Annotated in this window: 13 protein-coding genes; 2 read left to right on the top strand and 11 right to left on the bottom strand. The window is 54.4% G+C overall.

The window, feature by feature from the left end:
• Nucleotides 1-422 precede the first annotated feature (422 nt).
• Nucleotides 423-3056, bottom strand: a complete 2634-nt coding sequence (gene mngB, locus EoCCA6_RS18600) for a mannosylglycerate hydrolase (protein WP_152083899.1) — start codon at nt 3054-3056, stop codon at nt 423-425.
• 21 nt (nt 3057-3077) lie between these two features.
• Nucleotides 3078-4994: a PTS 2-O-a-mannosyl-D-glycerate transporter subunit IIABC gene (gene mngA, locus EoCCA6_RS18595; RefSeq protein ID WP_152083898.1), complete on the bottom strand. Its 1917-nt coding sequence runs from the start codon at nt 4992-4994 to the stop codon at nt 3078-3080.
• A gap of 172 nt (nt 4995-5166) precedes the next feature.
• Between mngA and EoCCA6_RS18590 the strand changes: the two genes are divergently transcribed.
• Entirely contained in the window at nt 5167-5883 is a 717-nt protein-coding gene (locus EoCCA6_RS18590) for a GntR family transcriptional regulator (RefSeq protein ID WP_152083897.1), read from the top strand.
• Nucleotides 5884-5966: 83 nt separating this feature from the next.
• Here EoCCA6_RS18590 and sucD read toward each other — a convergent pair whose 3' ends face one another.
• From sucD to sdhC, 8 genes are all read right to left on the bottom strand, one after another.
• Nucleotides 5967-6836, bottom strand: a complete 870-nt coding sequence (sucD, locus tag EoCCA6_RS18585; RefSeq protein ID WP_008501094.1) for a succinate--CoA ligase subunit alpha — start codon at nt 6834-6836, stop codon at nt 5967-5969.
• Nucleotides 6836-8002: an ADP-forming succinate--CoA ligase subunit beta gene (sucC, locus tag EoCCA6_RS18580; protein ID WP_006809579.1), complete on the bottom strand. Its 1167-nt coding sequence runs from the start codon at nt 8000-8002 to the stop codon at nt 6836-6838. Before sucC ends, sucD begins: the two co-directional genes overlap by 1 nt.
• Nucleotides 8003-8087: 85 nt before the next feature.
• Nucleotides 8088-9314, bottom strand: a complete 1227-nt coding sequence (odhB, locus tag EoCCA6_RS18575; RefSeq protein WP_152083896.1) for a 2-oxoglutarate dehydrogenase complex dihydrolipoyllysine-residue succinyltransferase — start codon at nt 9312-9314, stop codon at nt 8088-8090.
• Between the two features lie 14 nt (nt 9315-9328).
• Nucleotides 9329-12136, bottom strand: a complete 2808-nt coding sequence (sucA, locus tag EoCCA6_RS18570; RefSeq protein WP_152083895.1) for a 2-oxoglutarate dehydrogenase E1 component — start codon at nt 12134-12136, stop codon at nt 9329-9331.
• 359 nt (nt 12137-12495) lie between these two features.
• Nucleotides 12496-13212, bottom strand: coding sequence for a succinate dehydrogenase iron-sulfur subunit SdhB (gene sdhB / locus EoCCA6_RS18565; RefSeq protein WP_008501090.1), 717 nt, complete (start codon nt 13210-13212; stop codon nt 12496-12498).
• A gap of 15 nt (nt 13213-13227) precedes the next feature.
• Nucleotides 13228-14994: a succinate dehydrogenase flavoprotein subunit gene (sdhA, locus tag EoCCA6_RS18560; RefSeq protein ID WP_152083894.1), complete on the bottom strand. Its 1767-nt coding sequence runs from the start codon at nt 14992-14994 to the stop codon at nt 13228-13230.
• Nucleotides 14994-15341 carry a succinate dehydrogenase membrane anchor subunit gene (gene sdhD, locus EoCCA6_RS18555; protein WP_008501088.1) on the bottom strand — a complete coding sequence of 116 codons (348 nt, stop codon included), beginning with the start codon at nt 15339-15341 and terminating at the stop codon, nt 14994-14996. Before sdhD ends, sdhA begins: the two co-directional genes overlap by 1 nt.
• Nucleotides 15335-15739 (bottom strand): succinate dehydrogenase cytochrome b556 subunit, encoded by a 405-nt coding sequence (gene sdhC / locus EoCCA6_RS18550; protein ID WP_165853329.1) that lies wholly within the window; start codon nt 15737-15739, stop codon nt 15335-15337. The genes sdhD and sdhC overlap by 7 nt, the downstream gene beginning before the upstream one ends.
• A 639-nt stretch (nt 15740-16378) precedes the next feature.
• On the opposite strand from sdhC, the gene EoCCA6_RS18545 reads away from it, so the two are divergent.
• On the top strand, nt 16379-17662 hold the full coding sequence (locus EoCCA6_RS18545; RefSeq protein WP_152083893.1) for a citrate synthase: 1284 nt from the start codon (nt 16379-16381) through the stop codon (nt 17660-17662).
• Nucleotides 17663-17781: 119 nt separating this feature from the next.
• On the opposite strand, the gene nei is transcribed toward EoCCA6_RS18545, so the two are convergent.
• A complete protein-coding gene (gene nei, locus EoCCA6_RS18540; protein ID WP_152083892.1) occupies nt 17782-18573 on the bottom strand; it encodes an endonuclease VIII in 792 nt (263 codons plus the stop codon).
• Between the last annotated feature and the right edge of the window lie 5 nt (nt 18574-18578).

Here is an 18578-nt window from a genome sequence, read left to right as displayed (position 1 = left end):
GCAAAATTACCGCTTTTCAGCCATTTTGATCGGGGACAATTTAACGCCTTTTGTCGGCTTTTTCCAAGGATTAAACATTGATTTAAATCAAAAACAAACATCATTGTTAACCATGTTTCATCATGGTAAGAATGGTAAATCCCATGTTAAAAATATGTGTTTGAGAAGGCGTGAATGGTTATCAAATGCGGGCATTAATATAAATAAAAGTGATTTTTATTAACCGGTCCGGACAAAGCATTTTCACAACCGGGTAAACTTATAAGGATATGTCGCATCATCGTATTTTTCCATTACGCTAAGGGTGCGCCATGAAATTACATTTAATTTACTTTTACCCCTCTTAAAATTAACACCCTTATGTGACTATCTAATGAAAAAGGGCTGCATTACGGCAGCCCTTTGACATGTTTTTGCATCTACTACGCTATCTGAATACTAAAGGTGCGTGACTGACCCGGACGAAATGCGCCCTCAATCCCCGTGCCGTCATGCCCGTCCCCTTTTATTTTTTCATTCAGGTCCGTTTCGCGACACCGTTTAATCCCCTGACTGACCGCCAAAGCGACCTCGCAAGAGCCGGACTCAGACGGGTTAAACAGGCGAAGGATAAGCTCGTCTCGATCTTCCGCTTTTTTCAGCACACTCAACACGCACTCTGTCGGCGACAACGTTAACAGGCTGTAGTGGTCCGGCGTCGTGCATGCAGCACGATTAAGTTTCATCGCATCCCAGGGGATTTTGTTGTAGCAGTAGACCGGCGTAAGCCACGCTTTCGCCTGCTGAGCAATGCCCGCACTGTCCGGCGATCCGCTAAAGCTGAAAAGGCTAAAACGGCAGCGAAGCTGGCCCCGCATCTGTGAGTCAGGCACAGGCATTTTAATGCCGGACGGTCTGCCTGGACGCAGCAGCAAATCTTCTTTCCCTAATAGCCCTACACCGCGAAGTAAGGTCAACGCGAACGTTTTGTTATCCTCACCCACCACTTCAAATTCGCGTAGACCCTCTGTAAACAGCGCCAGGCCATTACGTCTTTCCTGCAGAACCGCGTAACTGAGTAAATTCCAGACAGGGACTGGCGCTTCTTTCCAGCCCTCTTCCTGCCAGTTTGCCATCGCTTCGTCGTACACCGGGCGCGTTACGGAGCCAAATTGCGTATCAGCCAGTACCTCTTTCGTATTGAACGGCGTTGGAATTAAAACGCGTACACGATGGTCATCCGCCTGGTTGTCCAGACGCACTTCAACGTCTATGCGTCTGCTGTTGTGGCTAAGCGTCACGTCAATTTCAACGTCAAGTGAGCCGTTTTGCTGGCGCGCCGAGCGTTCGGCCAGATTCGCCGGAACGGCCATATGATGACGAATAACCGCCCTGCTCTGCCAGCCTTCATGCGTCACCTCAACATCATGCTGCCCTTGCGCAGAAGTGAGTCGCCACTCTTCACGCGAAGGTGAATAGTCGTACTCATCGCCGTCATCGGAACTCTCTTCTATTTCCAGCACGCGGTCATAAATACGCCCGGATTCTTTATCGCGCAGACGCAGCGTACCGTCGTCGTTTAACGCCATCTGCCAGAAGGCATTTTCCAGCAAAGCCTCCGTGGTGCCCGGCGATGAACGCACCTTACCGGCAACATGCGGCTCAATATACAGCGTTCGGTAGCCCATCGACGGCAGGATCGGGTTGATCTGAATATCAAACTCCATAAATGGATCGTAATTACCGTAATGCACAATCTGCCGGTCAATCAGTCCTGGGTCGATTTCACGCGCGCTGCGGATGAAATACGGGATTTCATTACCTTTATCATCCAGCAAGCGGAACTGGCTGGCGCGCAGACGTATGGTCGTGTTAATCACCTCTTCTCGTGGCCAGGGCATCAGATTGAACAGCACCAGCTTGTCTTCATCACTTTGCGGCATATTGTCGACAATCTTGCGCATATAAAAACGCGTCAGGTTGTCGGCCATGTCCTCGGCCAGCTCAAACCGGGAGACAATCTCACGATGCACTTTGTCACTGCAGCAACAGCCGATACTGTCGTGGGCGTGGTTCTTCAGGATCTCTTTCCACATTTTCTCCAGCAGGCCGTGGTGATATTCAAAGCCCAGCGTCCAGGCGAGCGTTGCCAGCGGTTCGAGAATATTGACGATTTTGTTCTCAATACGGGCATGGGCAATTTTGATGTCCATCCGCGTGGAGCCGATCGTCCGGTGCACGCGCATGTATTTCCCGTCGATAAACTCCCCTTTCAGCGTCGCCAGTTCACCGCGGTGAGCATCGATATGTTCAAAGACCTCCTCGAAGCGGCTCATCACAAATTTACGCTGCGGATAGATTTCACGGAGCTTATCCATCACCGCAAAAATGTTCTGCTGTAGCGGCATCTGGTCATGACCATTAGGCAGCAAAATCTCTTTGGTGACGGAGGCGTTTTCCAGCACCTCGAAGTAATTGTCGAGCCGTTTTCGCAGCCCGGCTTCATCCTCCGGTAAGTACTTACCAATCGCGTAGCCCAACGGCAGCACCTGTGCCGTCACTTCACTGCCGTCCCGGCTCTGCCACAGAAATTCGGTTTTATCTGTGCCGTGACGTTCGGAACAGCCACGCCAGAACATCGTGCGGGTGATGCCAAATCCGTTGTAGATATGCGGTAGCTGGCCGGACATGCCAAACGAATCCGGCAGGTAGCCAATTTTCATCGGCTCGCCAAACGCCATGCAGTCGCGAATGCCGTACATCAGATTACGCACAATCGATTCGCCGGAGACAATGGTCGTGTCCGTCTGGGTATACCAGGGGCCAATAATCAGCTTACCGGCCTGCACCAGCGTTTTCACCCGCTCACGGTTTTCCGGCTTTACCGCAAAATAATCTTCCAGCACCGCCGTCTGACCGTCGAGGACGTAGTATTTGTACTCGTCGTCCTGTTCCAGGCGGGAGAGGATCTCCTCCATATTATTGACGAGAAGAATACGCGACTCTTCCGTGGTGAAATACCACTCACGGTCCCAGTGCATATGCGGCGTAATATGAACGCGAGATACAGCTTTCATCTTCGTTTCCTGTGTGAGTGTTTATGGCATAACATCTTCTGTGACGTACTTACCGCGCTTTACAGCCTGACGACGCCAGAACAGTAAAATGAGCGTAGAGATAGCGGTTCCCACCAGCGCCGCGCCAAACCAGCCCGCCGCCGCTGTCACGCCCCCCATTCCGGCATCGTGAAGTAAAAAGAGGGAGAAAATGCCCGCCCCCGGCGTGGACAACCCGATACCCATTGCGCCAACAATCGCGCCCGTCGCCATTGAGCCAAGCACAAACGAGCCAATGACCCGCAGCGGATCTTCAATCGCCATCGGGATCGCCCCTTCGGTGATACCCGCCAGCCCCAGCAGCCAGGTTGATTTACCAGTTTCAATTTCAAACTGCTTAAAGAGATGCGGAGCCAGCATGGTTGACGCCGTAACGGTAAAGGCCGACACCATCTTGACGGAGGCAAAAATGGCATACGGCCCGTAAACGCCGTTAGCCATCGCCCCGAGACAGAACGCATATGCCGCTTTGTTGACCGGCCCGCCCAAATCGAACGAGCACATAAAACCAAGAAGGGTTCCGAGCAACAGCGCATTCGCGCCGGAGAGTCCGTTAAGCCAGGCGGTCAGCGAGTTATTAATCCAGGCCACCGGCTCACCAATCACAAACAGCATCAGGCTCCCTGCGCCCAACACGCCGATAACCGGATAGAGGTAATAAGTTAAAAAACCGTTGTAGCGGTTATTAAGGCGAATATGATTTTTCACCCAGCGCATCAGGTAACCAGCGATTAACCCGCCTGCAACGGCCCCCAAAAAACCGGAGCCGATCATATTGGCAGCAAGACCGGCCGCGAAACCGGGTGCCAGCGCGGGTTTATCTGCGAGTGAATATGCGGTATAGGCAGCAAGAACTGGCACCATCAAAATGCCGAGCATGCCGCCGCCGAGTTTACGGTACATCCACAGCCACGAATTCTCCTGATCGAACAGATGTTGCAAGCCCAGAATCTGTGCCAGTAGCACCGCCACAGCCAGCACCGTGCCCCCGGCGACAATCAGCGGCACCGCAAAGGAGATACCGCTGAGAAGCGCCTGCTTGAGTTCCGTTTTGACGCTCTTTTTCGCCTCCGTTTCAACCTGCGCAGGGCGCGTAGCCGAAGAAGGCTGCAATGCCAGCGCGCGCTCAATCAAGGCTTCAGCATGACGCAACGGCTCGGCAACCGGCACAGAAATAGCGGGAATACCCTGGAAGCGTTCACTCTCTTTGATCGCCACTTCTGCTGCAAAAATACACGCTTTTGCCTCCTGTAACTGCTGTGGAGTGAGACGCCCTTCGATACCGTTCGCGCCCTGCTTTTCGACCACCACGTTTACGCCGAGCTTACGTCCCGCTTTTTCCAGGTATTCAGCCGCCATATAGGTATGGGCAATCCCGGCCGGGCAGGCGGTCACACAGACGATGGTAGGTGCATCCGCTAACGCAGCAACGGTTACGTCCTGCGGTGCATCGTCCAGCGCCGCAAGCAGCGCTTCTGCGGTCGTCGCAGCCATCACCCGCGCCCGAAGGGCATCGTCCGCCAGGCGAGAAGTCAGTTCCGTCAATACCTGTATATGCGTTGAACCCGCTTCGGCAGGTGGAATGGCAAGCAGGAAAATCAGCCCGACGTTTTCCGGGCCGTCCACGCCTTCCCACTCCAGCGGTTCGCTTAGCGTGGCTACCGCAAATGCCGCTTCTTTCACGGCTGCCGATTTACCATGCGGCACCGCCAGCCCTTCACCTAATGCCGTCGGTCCCAGCGATTCACGGTGGAAAACCTCCGTTAAAAATTTATCACAGTCAGTAATACAGCCTAACGCTGCCAGTCGCGTTGCCAGTTGGCGGATTGCCTCATCACGGCTGGAAAACCGCGCCTGTACACAGATCGCGCGGGGATGGGTCAGAGTCGTCAGGTTCATAAAGATCCTCACACTTACGTTGTTATTGTCCGGGGAGGATTGTGGCAGACAAAATAATACATTTATGTGATCATTTTCACTAACAACGATAATTTGTATTTAAATTGTATTATTTACAAACCTGCGCGTGAAGGCATAATTCCCTGAAAAGGTATTAAGCAGGCAATACAAAATGAGCAATAAACCGATGTACCGGCAGATAGCCGATACGCTCCGCGAGAAAATTAATGCGGGTGTTTTAAAACCGGGTGATGCATTGCCTACAGAATCCAGTCTTCAGGAGGCGTTCAGCGTCAGCCGCGTAACGGTAAGGCAGGCGTTAAAGCTACTCACGGAAGAGCAGATTATTGAGAGCATTCAGGGCAGCGGCTCTTATGTGAAAGAGGAGCGCGTCAACTACGACATTTACCAGCTCACCGGTTTTTACGAAAAGCTGGCCGATCGAAATGTCGATACCCACAGCGACGTGAAAATTTTCGAAGTGATCAAAGCGGATGCCCGTCTGGCAGAAAAGTTAGACCTCAACCCGGATGACAAAGTGTGGCACGTGAAGCGCGTGCGTTTTATCAAGCAAAAACCGGTCAACCTGGAAGAGACGTGGATGCCGCTGGCAATGTTTGCCGATCTCACCTGGGAGGTCATGGAGAACTCCAAATACCACTATATTGAGCAGATCAAAAAGATGGCAATCGATCGCAGCGAGCAGGAACTGGTGCCAGTCATGCCATCGCAGGAGGCGATCGCCGCGCTGGCGCTCGATCCGGCAAAGCCGATTCTGGAAAAAGTGTCACGCGGATTTCTGAAAGACGGCAGAGTCTTTGAATACAGCCGCAATGTGTTCAATAGCGACGATTACAAATTCACCCTCATCGCCAAACGCAGGCAATAAAAAAGGCCGCTTTTCAGCGGCCAACCATGTCGAAACGGACATTTTTTTATATCAACGCCCCCCTTTCAGAGAGCAGAGAGGACTTACTTAATGATGGATTTCAGTGCTTCGCCGATATCCGCCAGGCTGCGAACGGTCTTCACGCCTGCGGCTTCCAGCGCTGCGAATTTCTCATCTGCCGTACCTTTACCACCGGCGATGATCGCACCTGCGTGACCCATACGCTTGCCTTTCGGCGCGGTCACACCTGCGATGTAACCCACAACCGGCTTGGTCACGTGTTCTTTGATGTACGCTGCCGCTTCTTCTTCCGCGCTACCGCCGATCTCACCGATCATCACGATCGCTTCGGTCTGCGGATCTTCCTGGAACAGCTTCAGGATATCGATGAAGTTAGAGCCAGGGATCGGGTCACCACCGATGCCCACGCAGGTAGACTGGCCGAAACCGTAGTCGGTAGTCTGCTTAACCGCTTCATAGGTCAGCGTACCGGAACGGGAGACGATGCCCACTTTGCCCGGCTTGTGAATGTGGCCTGGCATGATGCCGATTTTGCATTCGCCTGGGGTGATTACACCTGGGCAGTTCGGGCCGATCATGCGCACACCTGCTTCATCCAGCTTCACCTTCACGGTCAGCATATCCAGAGTCGGGATACCTTCAGTGATGGTGATGATGAGCTTAATGCCTGCGTCGATCGCTTCCAGAATGGAGTCTTTGCAGAACGGAGCCGGAACGTAGATCACCGTCGCGGTTGCGCCCGTGGCTTCTACGGCTTCACGCACGGTGTTGAACACCGGCAGGCCCAGATGCGTGGTGCCACCTTTACCTGGCGTTACGCCGCCAACCATCTGCGTACCGTAGGCAATCGCCTGTTCGGAGTGGAAAGTCCCCTGGCTACCGGTGAAGCCCTGGCAGATAACCTTGGTATCTTTATTAATTAAAACTGACATTATTTCCCCTCCACTGCGGCAACAACCTGCTGAGCTGCATCCGTCAGACTTTTCGCTGCAATAATATTCAGGCCGCTGTCAGCCAGTTTTTTCGCGCCGAGTTCAGCGTTGTTCCCTTCCAGACGAACCACAACCGGAACGTTAACACCCACTTCTTCCACCGCACCGATGATACCGTCAGCAATCAGGTCGCAACGGACGATCCCGCCGAAGATGTTCACCAGAACGGCTTTCACGTTGTCGTCAGAGAGGATAATTTTGAACGCTTCGGTGACGCGCTCTTTGGTTGCGCCACCGCCCACGTCGAGGAAGTTTGCTGGCTCACCGCCGTGCAGCTTAACGATGTCCATGGTGCCCATCGCCAGGCCCGCACCGTTAACCATGCAGCCGATGTTGCCGTCCAGCGCTACGTAGTTCAGTTCCCACTGTGCAGCCTGTGCTTCACGCGGATCTTCCTGAGACTGGTCGCGCATTTCGCGCAGATCCGGCTGGCGGAACAGTGCGTTGCCGTCAGCGCCCAGTTTGCCGTCGAGGCAGATCAGGTCGCCCTGGGTGGTGATCACCAGCGGGTTGATCTCGATCAGCGCCAGATCGCGCTCCAGGAAGATAGTCGCCAGGCCCATGAAGATCTTGGTGAACTGCTGAACCAGTTTACCTTCCAGACCCAGTTTGAACGCCAGCTCGCGCCCCTGGTAAGGCATTGGGCCCGCCAGCGGATCGATAGCCACTTTGTGGATCAGGTGCGGGGTCTCTTCCGCCACTTTTTCGATTTCCACGCCGCCTTCGGTAGACGCCATGAACACCACGCGACGGGAGCTACGGTCAACGACCGCACCCAGGTACAGCTCTTTCGCGATATCGGTTGCCGCTTCCACCAGGATCTGGTTAACCGGCTGGCCGTTCGCATCTGTCTGGTAGGTCACCAGACGCTTGCCGAGCCAATGTTCAGCAAACGCACGAATTTCTTCTTTGCTCTTAACAACCTTCACACCGCCCGCTTTACCACGGCCACCAGCGTGAACCTGACATTTAACTACCCACGGGCCGGAACCGATTTTAGATGCGGCTTCTTCTGCTTCACGCGGGGTAGTACAGGCATAACCCACCGGAGCCGGTAAGCCATACCGGGCAAACAGCTGTTTGGCCTGATATTCATGTAAGTTCATGTGTTCTATCCATCCTTCAGGTAATCGTTAGGTAGTGCTTTTGTAGGCCCGGCAAGCAACGCGCCGCCGGGCAAGACTGCAAAAACTAAACGTCCAGCAGCAGACGCGTTGGATCTTCCAGCAGCTCTTTAATGGCGACCAGGAAGCCCACGGACTCGCGGCCGTCGATCAGGCGGTGGTCGTAAGAGAGCGCCAGGTACATCATTGGCAGGATCTCAACTTTACCGTCTACCGCCATCGGGCGATCTTTAATGGCATGCATACCCAGGATCGCGCTCTGCGGCGGGTTGATGATTGGGGTAGACATCAGTGAACCGAATACGCCGCCGTTAGTAATGGTGAAGTTACCGCCGGTCAGGTCGTCTACGGTCAGCTTGCCGTCGCGGCCTTTCACGGCCAGCTCTTTGATTTTCTTCTCGATATCAGCCATACCCAGGGTGTCCACATCACGCAGAACCGGGGTCACCAGGCCACGTGGGGTAGATACCGCCATGCTGACGTCGAAGTAGTTGTGATAAACCACGTCATCGCCGTCAATAGAGGCGTTCACTTCCGGGTAGCGCTTCAGCGCTTCCACCACTGCTTTCACGTAGAAGGACATAAAGCCCAGACGGATACCGTGACGTTTTTCGAACGCGTCACCGTACTGCTTACGCAGATCCATGATGGGCTTCATGTTCACTTCGTTGAAGGTGGTCAGCATCGCGGTGGAGTTTTTCGCTTCCAGCAGACGCTCGGCCACACGCTTACGCAGACGCGTCATCGGCACGCGTTTTTCGCTGCGTGCGCCAAGCTGAGGCTGTGCTGCTGGAGCTGCCGCAGGCGCTTTGGCTTCTGCTTTCGCGTCCGAAGGCGCTTTCGCCAGATGCTTGTCGATATCTTCACGGGTCAGACGGCCGCCGACGCCAGTGCCTTTGATGGCTGCTGGGTCAAGGCTGTGCTCAGCCAGCAGGCGACGGATCGCCGGGCTGAGTGCATCGTTGGTTTGCTCTTCCAGAGAGGCCTGCTGGCGCTGCGCTGGCGTGGAGGCTTTCTCTTCAGATTTCGCGCTGGACTCTTTGCCCGCGCTGTTGCCTTCACGCAGGCGACCCAGGATCTGGCGAGAGGTCACGGTCGTGCCTTCATCTTCCAGGACTGCATCCAGAATGCCATCCGCTGAAGCCGGTACTTCCAGTACCACTTTGTCAGTTTCGATTTCTACCAGCACTTCGTCGCGGGTAACCGCATCGCCTGGTTTCTTGTGCCAGGTGGCGACGGTTGCATCTGCTACAGACTCAGGCAGGTCGGGAACAAGAATATCTACGCTACTCATTATGTATCCTTTAATTAATCGACGTTCAGCGCGTCATTGACCAGATCTTGTTGCTGCTTCTGGTGAACGGACATATACCCTACCGCCGGAGAGGCGGAGGCCGGGCGACCTGCATAACGCAGAGCAGACCCAAATGGAATCACTTCACGGAAATGATGCTGACTGCAGTACCATGCGCCCTGGTTGAGCGGCTCTTCCTGGCACCAGACAAAATCATGTACGTGAGCATACGGTTTCAGCGCGTCCTGCACCGCCTGGTGCGGGAAGGGATAAAGCTGTTCGATACGCACGATGGCGACATCTTTTTGATCGTTCTTGCGGCGCTGTTCCAGCAGGTCGTAATAAACCTTACCAGAACACATCACCACACGCTTCACGGCCTGCGGGTCCAGCTCGTCAATCTCGCCGATAGCAGGCAGGAAGGTGCCGTTGGCCAGTTCATCCAGGCTCGAAACCGCCAGCGGATGACGCAGCAGCGATTTCGGCGACATCACCACCAGCGGACGGCGCATACCGCGCAGCGCCTGACGACGCAGCATGTGGTAAACCTGAGCTGGAGTAGACGGCACACAAACCTGCATGTTCTGCTCGGCGCAGAGTTGCAGATAACGCTCCAGACGCGCGGAGGAGTGCTCCGGCCCCTGCCCTTCGTAACCGTGTGGCAGCAGCATCACCAGACCACACATGCGGCCCCATTTCTGCTCGCCGGAGGAGATGAACTGGTCGATCACCACCTGCGCACCGTTGGCAAAGTCGCCGAACTGCGCTTCCCAGATGGTCAGGGTGCGAGGTTCAGCAGTGGCGTAGCCGTATTCGAAGGCCAGTACCGCTTCTTCAGACAGCACGGAGTCCCAGACCTTGAACTGGCCCTGACCGTTATGCACGTGCTGCAGCGGCGTGTAGGTTGAACCGTTAGTCTGGTTGTGAACCACCGCGTGACGGTGGAAGAAGGTACCACGGCCCGCATCTTCACCGGAAAGACGAACAGGAATGCCTTCATCAACCAGCGTTGCGTAAGCCAGCGTTTCCGCGCCACCCCAGTCGAACAGTTTCTCACCCGCAGCCATGGCCTGACGGTCACCATAGATTTTCGCCACGCGAGACTGCATCTCGATCGCCTCAGGCACGGTGCTGATGCGTTTAGCCAGCTCCTGCAGGCGCTTCATCTCGACCTTGTTCGGGTAGCTCTCATCCCACTCGTGGTTGAGGTATGGCGACCAGGTAAAGGAGTGCATGTTCATCGGGCGCAGCTCTTTCACCACGCATTCACCCGCATCCAGCGCGTCGCGGTAGAGGTTGACCATCTCGGTCGCATCTTCCAGCGTCGCCACTTTCTCGCCTTCCAGCTTGTCAGCGTAGATTTTGCGCGGCGTCGGGTGTTTTTTGATTTTCTGGTACATCAACGGCTGGGTTGCGCTTGGCTCGTCAGCTTCGTTGTGGCCGTGACGGCGGTAGCAGAACAGGTCGATCAGCACGTCGCGTTTGAAGGTGTTACGGAAGTCCAGCGCCAGACGAGTGACAAAGGCCACCGCTTCCGGGTCATCCGCATTCACGTGGAAGATAGGTGCCTGTACCATCTTTCCGATGTCGGTGCAGTACGGTGTGGAACGCGCATCAAGCGGGTTCGACGTGGTAAAGCCCACCTGGTTGTTAATCACGATGCGAACGGTACCGCCCACTTCGTAACCACGTGCTTTGGACATGTTCAGGGTTTCCTGCACCACGCCCTGACCGGTAATCGCCGCATCACCGTGGATGGTGATCGGCAACACTTTGTTGCTGCTCGGCTCGTCCAGACGATCCAGACGCGCACGCACGGAACCGATCACCACCGGGCTGACGATTTCGAGGTGAGACGGGTTAAACGCCAGCGCCAGGTGTACCTGACCGCCTTCAGTTTCGATATCAGATGAGAAGCCCATGTGGTACTTCACATCACCGGTGCCGAGGTGTTCTTTATGCTTGCCCGCGAATTCGTCGAACAGGTCCTGTGGTTTTTTACCCAGTACGTTGACCAGCACGTTAAGACGACCACGGTGCGCCATACCCAGCACCACTTCACGCGTCCCGCTTTTACCGGCATGACGAATCAGCTCTTTCAGCATAGGGACTAACGCGTCACCGCCTTCCAGCGAGAAGCGTTTCGCGCCAGGGAATTTCGCCCCCAGATAGCGCTCCAGGCCTTCTGCTGCGGTCAGTTCGCTCAGGAAGCGTTTTTTCTCTTCAGCAGAGAATGTCGCGTGGCCTGCTACGGATTCGATGCGCTGCTGTATCCAGCGTTTCTCTTCCGTAGAGGTAATGTGCATGTATTCCGCGCCGATGGAACCGCAGTAGGTTTGCTTGAGCGCATCAATCAGCTCGCCCAGCTTCATCGTGTCTTTGCCGATGGCAAAGGAACCTACGTTAAAGCTATCCTGGAAATCGGCCTCGGTCAGATCGTGATACGCCGGATCGAGATCCGCTACACGATCTTGCTGCCACAGTCCCAGCGGATCGAGATTCGCATGCTGGTGACCACGGAAGCGATAAGCGTTGATAAGCTGCAGGACTTTAACCTGCTTCGCATTGGTGTCAGGGTCGGAAATCGCAGAAGAGTAACGTGAGGCATCCTTCGCCAGACGACGGAAATAATCACGTGTTTTGGAATGGAATTGATCCGGTTTGACCCCTGTACCAGGCAACTGCTGGAACATGGAACGCCAGTTTGCGTCCACTGAGTCAGGATCGGTTAAGAAGTCTTCATAGAGCTGTTCTATCCAGCTCTGGTTAGCACCAGAGAGGTAAGAAGAGTCCAGCCAGGCTTTCATTGCGCCGTTCTGCATCGTGATCCCTTAAGCATTTATATGCTTACTTTCGCCGTAGAAACTACCACGCACACCACGTGTACGTGCCGGGGTTCACCTGCGAGCTCTTTGTGGCCCGCGAAGGAACCTTTAGAAACTGTCTAAATAATCTTCGTCGTTCCGGCTGCGACTGCGTTGCGACTTTCACTCACCCCAGTCACATAGTTAACTATGCTCCAGGGGATTCATTCAACCGCGCCTTATCTCGCGCTGAACGTCTCGATTATTTACTTATCTGGCAGTTTTTAAAGGTTTCTGCAATTTGCCCGGTGGCGCTGCGCTTACCGGGCCTACTGTTACGTAGGCCGGATAAGCGCAGCGCCATCCGGCGTTGTTACTTACGCACTGCGCTGCAACAACATCGACTTAATATGGCCGATGGCGCGCGTCGGGTTTAGCCCCTTAGGACACACACTGACGCAGTTCATGATGCTATGGCAGCGGAATACGCTGAAAGCGTCACTTAATCCTTCCAGACGACTATCGGTTTCGGTGTCGCGGCTATCGATCAGGAAGCGATAGGCAGCCAGCAGACCGGCCGGGCCGATAAACTTGTCCGGATTCCACCAGAACGACGGGCAGGACGTCGAACAACATGCACAGAGAATACACTCATACAACCCATCGAGTTTTTCACGCTGCTCAGGAGACTGTAAGTGCTCACGAGCGGGTGGATTTTGCCCATTATTCAATAAGTAAGGCTTAATCTTCTCATATTGTGCATAGAATTGCCCCATGTCTACCACCAAATCACGCACGACCGGCAGGCCTGGCAGAGGACGGATAACAATTTTCTGACCAGGACGCTGCAACGCGGAAATTGGCGTGATGCAGGCCAGGCCATTTTTGCCGTTCATGTTCACACCGTCAGAGCCACAAACCCCTTCACGGCAGGAGCGACGAAACGACAGTGTCGGATCTTTTTCTTTCAGCTGGATTAAGGCATCCAGCAGCATCATGTCGCGACCTTCTTCCGCTTCCAGGGTGTAATCCTGCATGCGCGGAGCATCATCAACATCCGGGTTATAACGATAAACTGAGAATTCGAGTTTCATTATCCTGTCTCCGCATTAGTAAGTACGAATCTTCGGCGGGAACGCCGGACGCAGTTTCGGTTCCATATTGACGCTACGACGCGTCATGGTTTCCGACTCTGGCAGATACAGGGAATGGCACAGCCAGTTTTCATCATCACGATCCGGGAAGTCGAAGCGGCTATGCGCGCCACGGCTTTCGGTACGGAAGTTTGCCGACATCGCGGTCGCGAAGGCGGTTTCCATCAGGTTATCCAGCTCCAGACACTCGACGCGCTGGGTGTTGAACTCGCTGGAGGTGTCGTCGAGACGGGCATTCTTCAGACGCTCGCGGATCGCTTTCAGCTGCTCAAGACCTTTGGCCATCGCGTCACCTTCGCGGAATACCGAGAAGTTGTGCTGCATACATTCCTGCAGCGCTTTACGGATTTCCACCGGATCTTCGCCGTTACGGTTTCCGTTCCAGCGGTTGAGGCGCTCAAGAGAGGCATCAATTTCGTCGTCGGTCGCGTCACGCAGCGCGCCCTGCTCGGCAATGGACTCCTGCAGATGCAGACCGACTGCACGACCAAACACCACCAGGTCCAGCAGGGAGTTGCCGCCCAGACGGTTCGCACCGTGTACGGATACGCAGGCAATTTCACCTACCGCGAACAGGCCAGGAATCACCACGTCTTCGCCCTGCTCGTTCACGGTCAGCGCCTGGCCGGTCACTTTGGTCGGAATACCGCCCATCATGTAGTGGCAGGTTGGGATAACCGGAATCGGCTCTTTCACCGGGTCAACATGAGCGAAGGTGCGGGACAGCTCCAGAATGCCCGGCAGGCGGGATTCCAGCACCTCTTTACCCAGATGGTCGAGTTTCAGCTTGGCGTGTGGACCCCACGGGCCGTCACAGCCGCGGCCTTCACGGATTTCGATCATGATGGAACGTGCCACCACGTCACGACCCGCCAGGTCTTTCGCGTTCGGGGCATAACGCTCCATGAAGCGCTCGCCGTGTTTGTTCAGCAGGTAGCCACCTTCACCACGGCAGCCTTCTGTTACCAGAACGCCTGCACCGGCGATACCGGTTGGGTGGAACTGCCACATTTCCATATCCTGCACCGGCACGCCCGCGCGGATAGCCATACCGACGCCGTCACCAGTGTTGATGTGGGCGTTGGTGGTGGACTGGTAAATACGGCCAGCGCCGCCGGTTGCCAGCACGGTTGCGCGGGCTTTGAAGTAGACCACTTCACCGGTTTCGATGCACAGCGCGGTACAGCCTACGACTGCGCCATCGGCGTTTTTCACCAGATCCAGCGCATACCACTCGGAGAAAATGGTGGTGTGGTTTTTCAGGTTCTGCTGATAAAGCGTGTGCAGCAGCGCGTGGCCGGTACGGTCAGCCGCTGCCGCAGTACGTGCCGCCTGCTCGCCGCCGAAGTTTTTCGACTGGCCACCAAACGGACGCTGATAGATAGTGCCATTTTCCAGACGGGAGAACGGTAGCCCCATGTGGTCCAGCTCCAGAATCGCTTCCGGGCCGGTTTTACACATATATTCGATGGCATCCTGGTCACCGATGTAATCGGAACCTTTTACCGTGTCGTACATGTGCCATTCCCAGTTATCTTCATGGGAGTTACCCAGCGCAACGGTAATACCGCCCTGCGCAGACACAGTGTGGGAACGGGTCGGGAATACTTTAGAGAGCAGCGCACAGGACTGGCCGCTCTGGGAAATTTGCAGTGCGGCGCGCATACCTGCGCCACCCGCACCAATCACAACAGCATCAAATTCTCTGACTGGCAGTTTCATTACACACCCCACACCACAACGAATCCATAAATAACGTAAACCACCAGAGCAACGACAATAGCCAGCTGCAGAGGAAGGCGAATCGCCAACGGTTTAACGTAATCGGTCAACACCTGCCACATGCCAATCCAGGCATGAATAAGGATGGAGAACAGGGCCAGCAGGGTGAACACTTTGGTGAAGGCAGATCCGAAGAACCCACTCCAGATTTCCCACGTCAGCGTCCCGCTGGTCGCGAAGAAACCGATCATATAGATGATGTAAAGGGTGAGGACGATGGCGGTAGCGCGAACCAGAATGAAGTCATGTACGCCGTTGCGTCCTAATGCGGAGGCGTTGCTTACCATACGAGAACTCCTGCAAGAAGTGAAAGCACGACAGTGATCACAAATGAAATGTTAGCGGAGCGTTTCCCGGCTTCGAAAGTCTCTTCCAGATAGCCAAAATCCATCAGCATATGGCGAACACCACCGACAACGTGGTAGGCCAGCGCGGTGAGAATGCCCCACATGATAAATTTCACGAAGAAGCTATTCATGATGGCAGAGGCCTGGAGGAATCCTTCAGGAGACGAGAGGCTGGTTCCCAGTAACCACAGCAGAATACCGACCGCCACAAACGTAATCACACCGGATACGCGGTGCAAAATGGACGCTATTGCTGTTACAGGGAATCGGATCGTTTTGAGATCCAGATTGACAGGTCTTTGTTTTTTCACATTTCTTATCATGAATAACGCCCACATGCTGTTCTTATTGTTTCCTTCCTCCGGACTGCGATGCGGGTCAAGCAGCGTTCCTTTTCTATAACTGCGCGTCATGCAAAACATTGCTTCCAAATGCTAAAACGACACGTTACAACGCTGGGTGGCTCGGGATTGCAGGGTGTTCCGGAGACCTGGCGGCAGTATAGGCCGTTCACAAAATCATTACAATTAACCTACATACAGTTTGTCGGGTTTTCTCTGGAACAGTGATCAGGGTCACGATAACAACATATTTTTAATTTTTAATCATCTGATTTGACAAATGTTAAACAATATTGTTACAAACGTCATCAGAAAAGGCATATAATGCGCAAAAGTTATGAGGTCTCTCTTTCACCTGACAAATAGTTATGTAACAGTGTGATGGTATTGACCGAAGTTATCAGGACAGTTATTAGTGATATACAGGTTTGAATAATTCGGACTGCAAAAACGCTGATTTGCTGTTATTTCACTGATATTTCATTCGTTTACCTGCAAGGCGCCATAGCTCTGTACCCTGGTTTCTCCTCGTGAGCTGAGCGGTAAGCCAAATAACAATCTGGTAACGGTGATTAACAGTTGAAGGCAAATCCGGTGAACCGCAGTCTTAAGCATAAGGCGCTAAGGAGACCGTAAATGGCTGATACAAAGGCAAAGCTCACCCTGGGTGGTGACACTGCTATTGAACTGGATGTGCTAAAAGGCACGCTCGGTCAGGATGTTATTGATATCCGTACGCTGGGTTCAAAAGGCGTTTTCACCTTTGACCCTGGATTCACCTCTACCGCATCTTGCGAATCCAAAATCACCTACATTGACGGTGACGAAGGTATCCTGCTCCATCGCGGCTTCCCCATCGATCAGTTAGCCACCGACTCCAACTATCTGGAAGTGTGCTATATCCTGCTGAACGGCGAAAAACCAACGCAGGCGCAGTACGATGAATTCAAAACCACCGTGACCCGTCACACCATGATCCATGAGCAGATTACCCGTCTGTTCCATGCGTTCCGTCGTGACTCTCACCCGATGGCGGTGATGTGTGGGATTACCGGTGCGCTGGCGGCGTTCTACCATGACTCGCTGGACGTGAACAACCCACGTCACCGTGAAATCGCCGCTTACCGTCTGCTGTCCAAAATGCCAACCATGGCGGCGATGTGTTACAAATATTCCATCGGTCAGCCGTTTGTATATCCACGTAACGACCTCTCCTACGCCGGCAACTTCCTGCGCATGATGTTCTCCACGCCGTGCGAAGAGTATGAAGTGAACCCGGTGCTGGAACGTGCGATGGACCGTATTCTGATCCTGCACGCTGACCACGAACAAAACGCCTCTACCTCTACCGTCCGTACCGCTGGCTCGTCAGGCGCGAACCCGTTCGCCTGTATCGCTGCGGGTATTGCCTCCCTGTGGGGACCGGCGCACGGCGGCGCGAACGAAGCGGCACTGAAGATGCTGGAAGAGATCAGCTCTGTTGAGCACATTCCTGAGTTCGTGCGTCGCGCGAAAGACAAGAATGACTCCTTCCGCCTGATGGGCTTCGGTCACCGTGTTTACAAAAACTATGACCCGCGCGCCACCGTCATGCGTGAGACCTGCCACGAAGTGCTGAAAGAGCTGGGCACCAAAGACGATCTGCTGGAAGTGGCGATGGAGCTGGAACACATCGCGCTGAACGACCCGTACTTCATCGAGAAGAAACTCTACCCGAACGTCGACTTCTACTCCGGTATCATCCTGAAAGCGATGGGCATTCCGTCTTCCATGTTCACCGTGATCTTCGCCATGGCCCGTACCGTGGGATGGATTGCGCACTGGAACGAAATGCACAGCGAAGGCATGAAAATCGCCCGTCCTCGTCAGCTGTATACCGGCTACGAGCAGCGTGATTTTAAGTCTGACCTGAAGCGTTAACAGACGTTGGGTGCGGCCTGATGCCCTCACCCCGGCCCTCTCCCACAGGGAGAGGGTGAAAATATTAAAAACGGCAACTTTCGTTGCCGTTTTGCTTTGACCTCCGCCACCCGGCTTTTTTACATCTGGCACCCTGGACACCAGTAAAACGGTCTTGAAGAGAGCGTTGTCTTCTCTATCACCCCACCACACCGCTCACACTTTTCCCCCGCCCGATGAAACACTTTAAACCGGAACAGCGCCCCGTGATGCTTATTATCATCCACCACGCCACGCGTGTTGTACGACAGACGCGGGATATCCAGTAGCGCATGAGATAGCGCCTCCAGCTGCATGTCACTTAGCTGAGAGGCTTTATGCTGCGCCGCCAGCCCCACTTCCCAGAGGATTTCCACCCGCAGGTAGTTGCCTAATCCCGCCAGAAACGCCTGATCGAGCAACAGACCGGAAAACTGCCGGTTGCGGAATTTGGGCGATAGCAATCGGGCTTTCACATCGCTTGCCGTCAACTGCATATCCAGCACATCCGGCCCAACGCGCTGCAGGAACGGATGAACGAGTAGCTGCTCCGGCGTTAACATTTCGATATCCGACGCGCTGTAAAGCAGGATGGCTTTTTCCGCCGTTTGCAGCCTGACGCGCAGCACGCGCGTGGTTTGTGGCTGTTCATCCGCATTCACCACACGCCAGACACCGTAAAGCTGATTATGGCTGTATAACGTCAGGTTATGGGAAAAGTGGGTGAGCAACGCTTTGCCGCGCGTTTCAATATGGGTCACCGTCTGCCCCACCAGCTGTGATTCAAACGGTTTCAGTTGAGGAAAGGCAAACCAGACATCCGTCAGGGGTTTGCCCTTTATCGCCGCCTCCAGGCTATCCGCCGCGCGACGGATCTCCGGACCTTCTGGCATCTTTT

It is taken from the genome of Enterobacter oligotrophicus (assembly GCF_009176645.1).
Classification (GTDB): Bacteria; Pseudomonadota; Gammaproteobacteria; order Enterobacterales; family Enterobacteriaceae; genus Enterobacter; species Enterobacter oligotrophicus.
The sequence above is the reverse complement of the archived record's forward strand: the minus strand, read 5'-3'. Positions and strand labels throughout refer to the sequence as shown.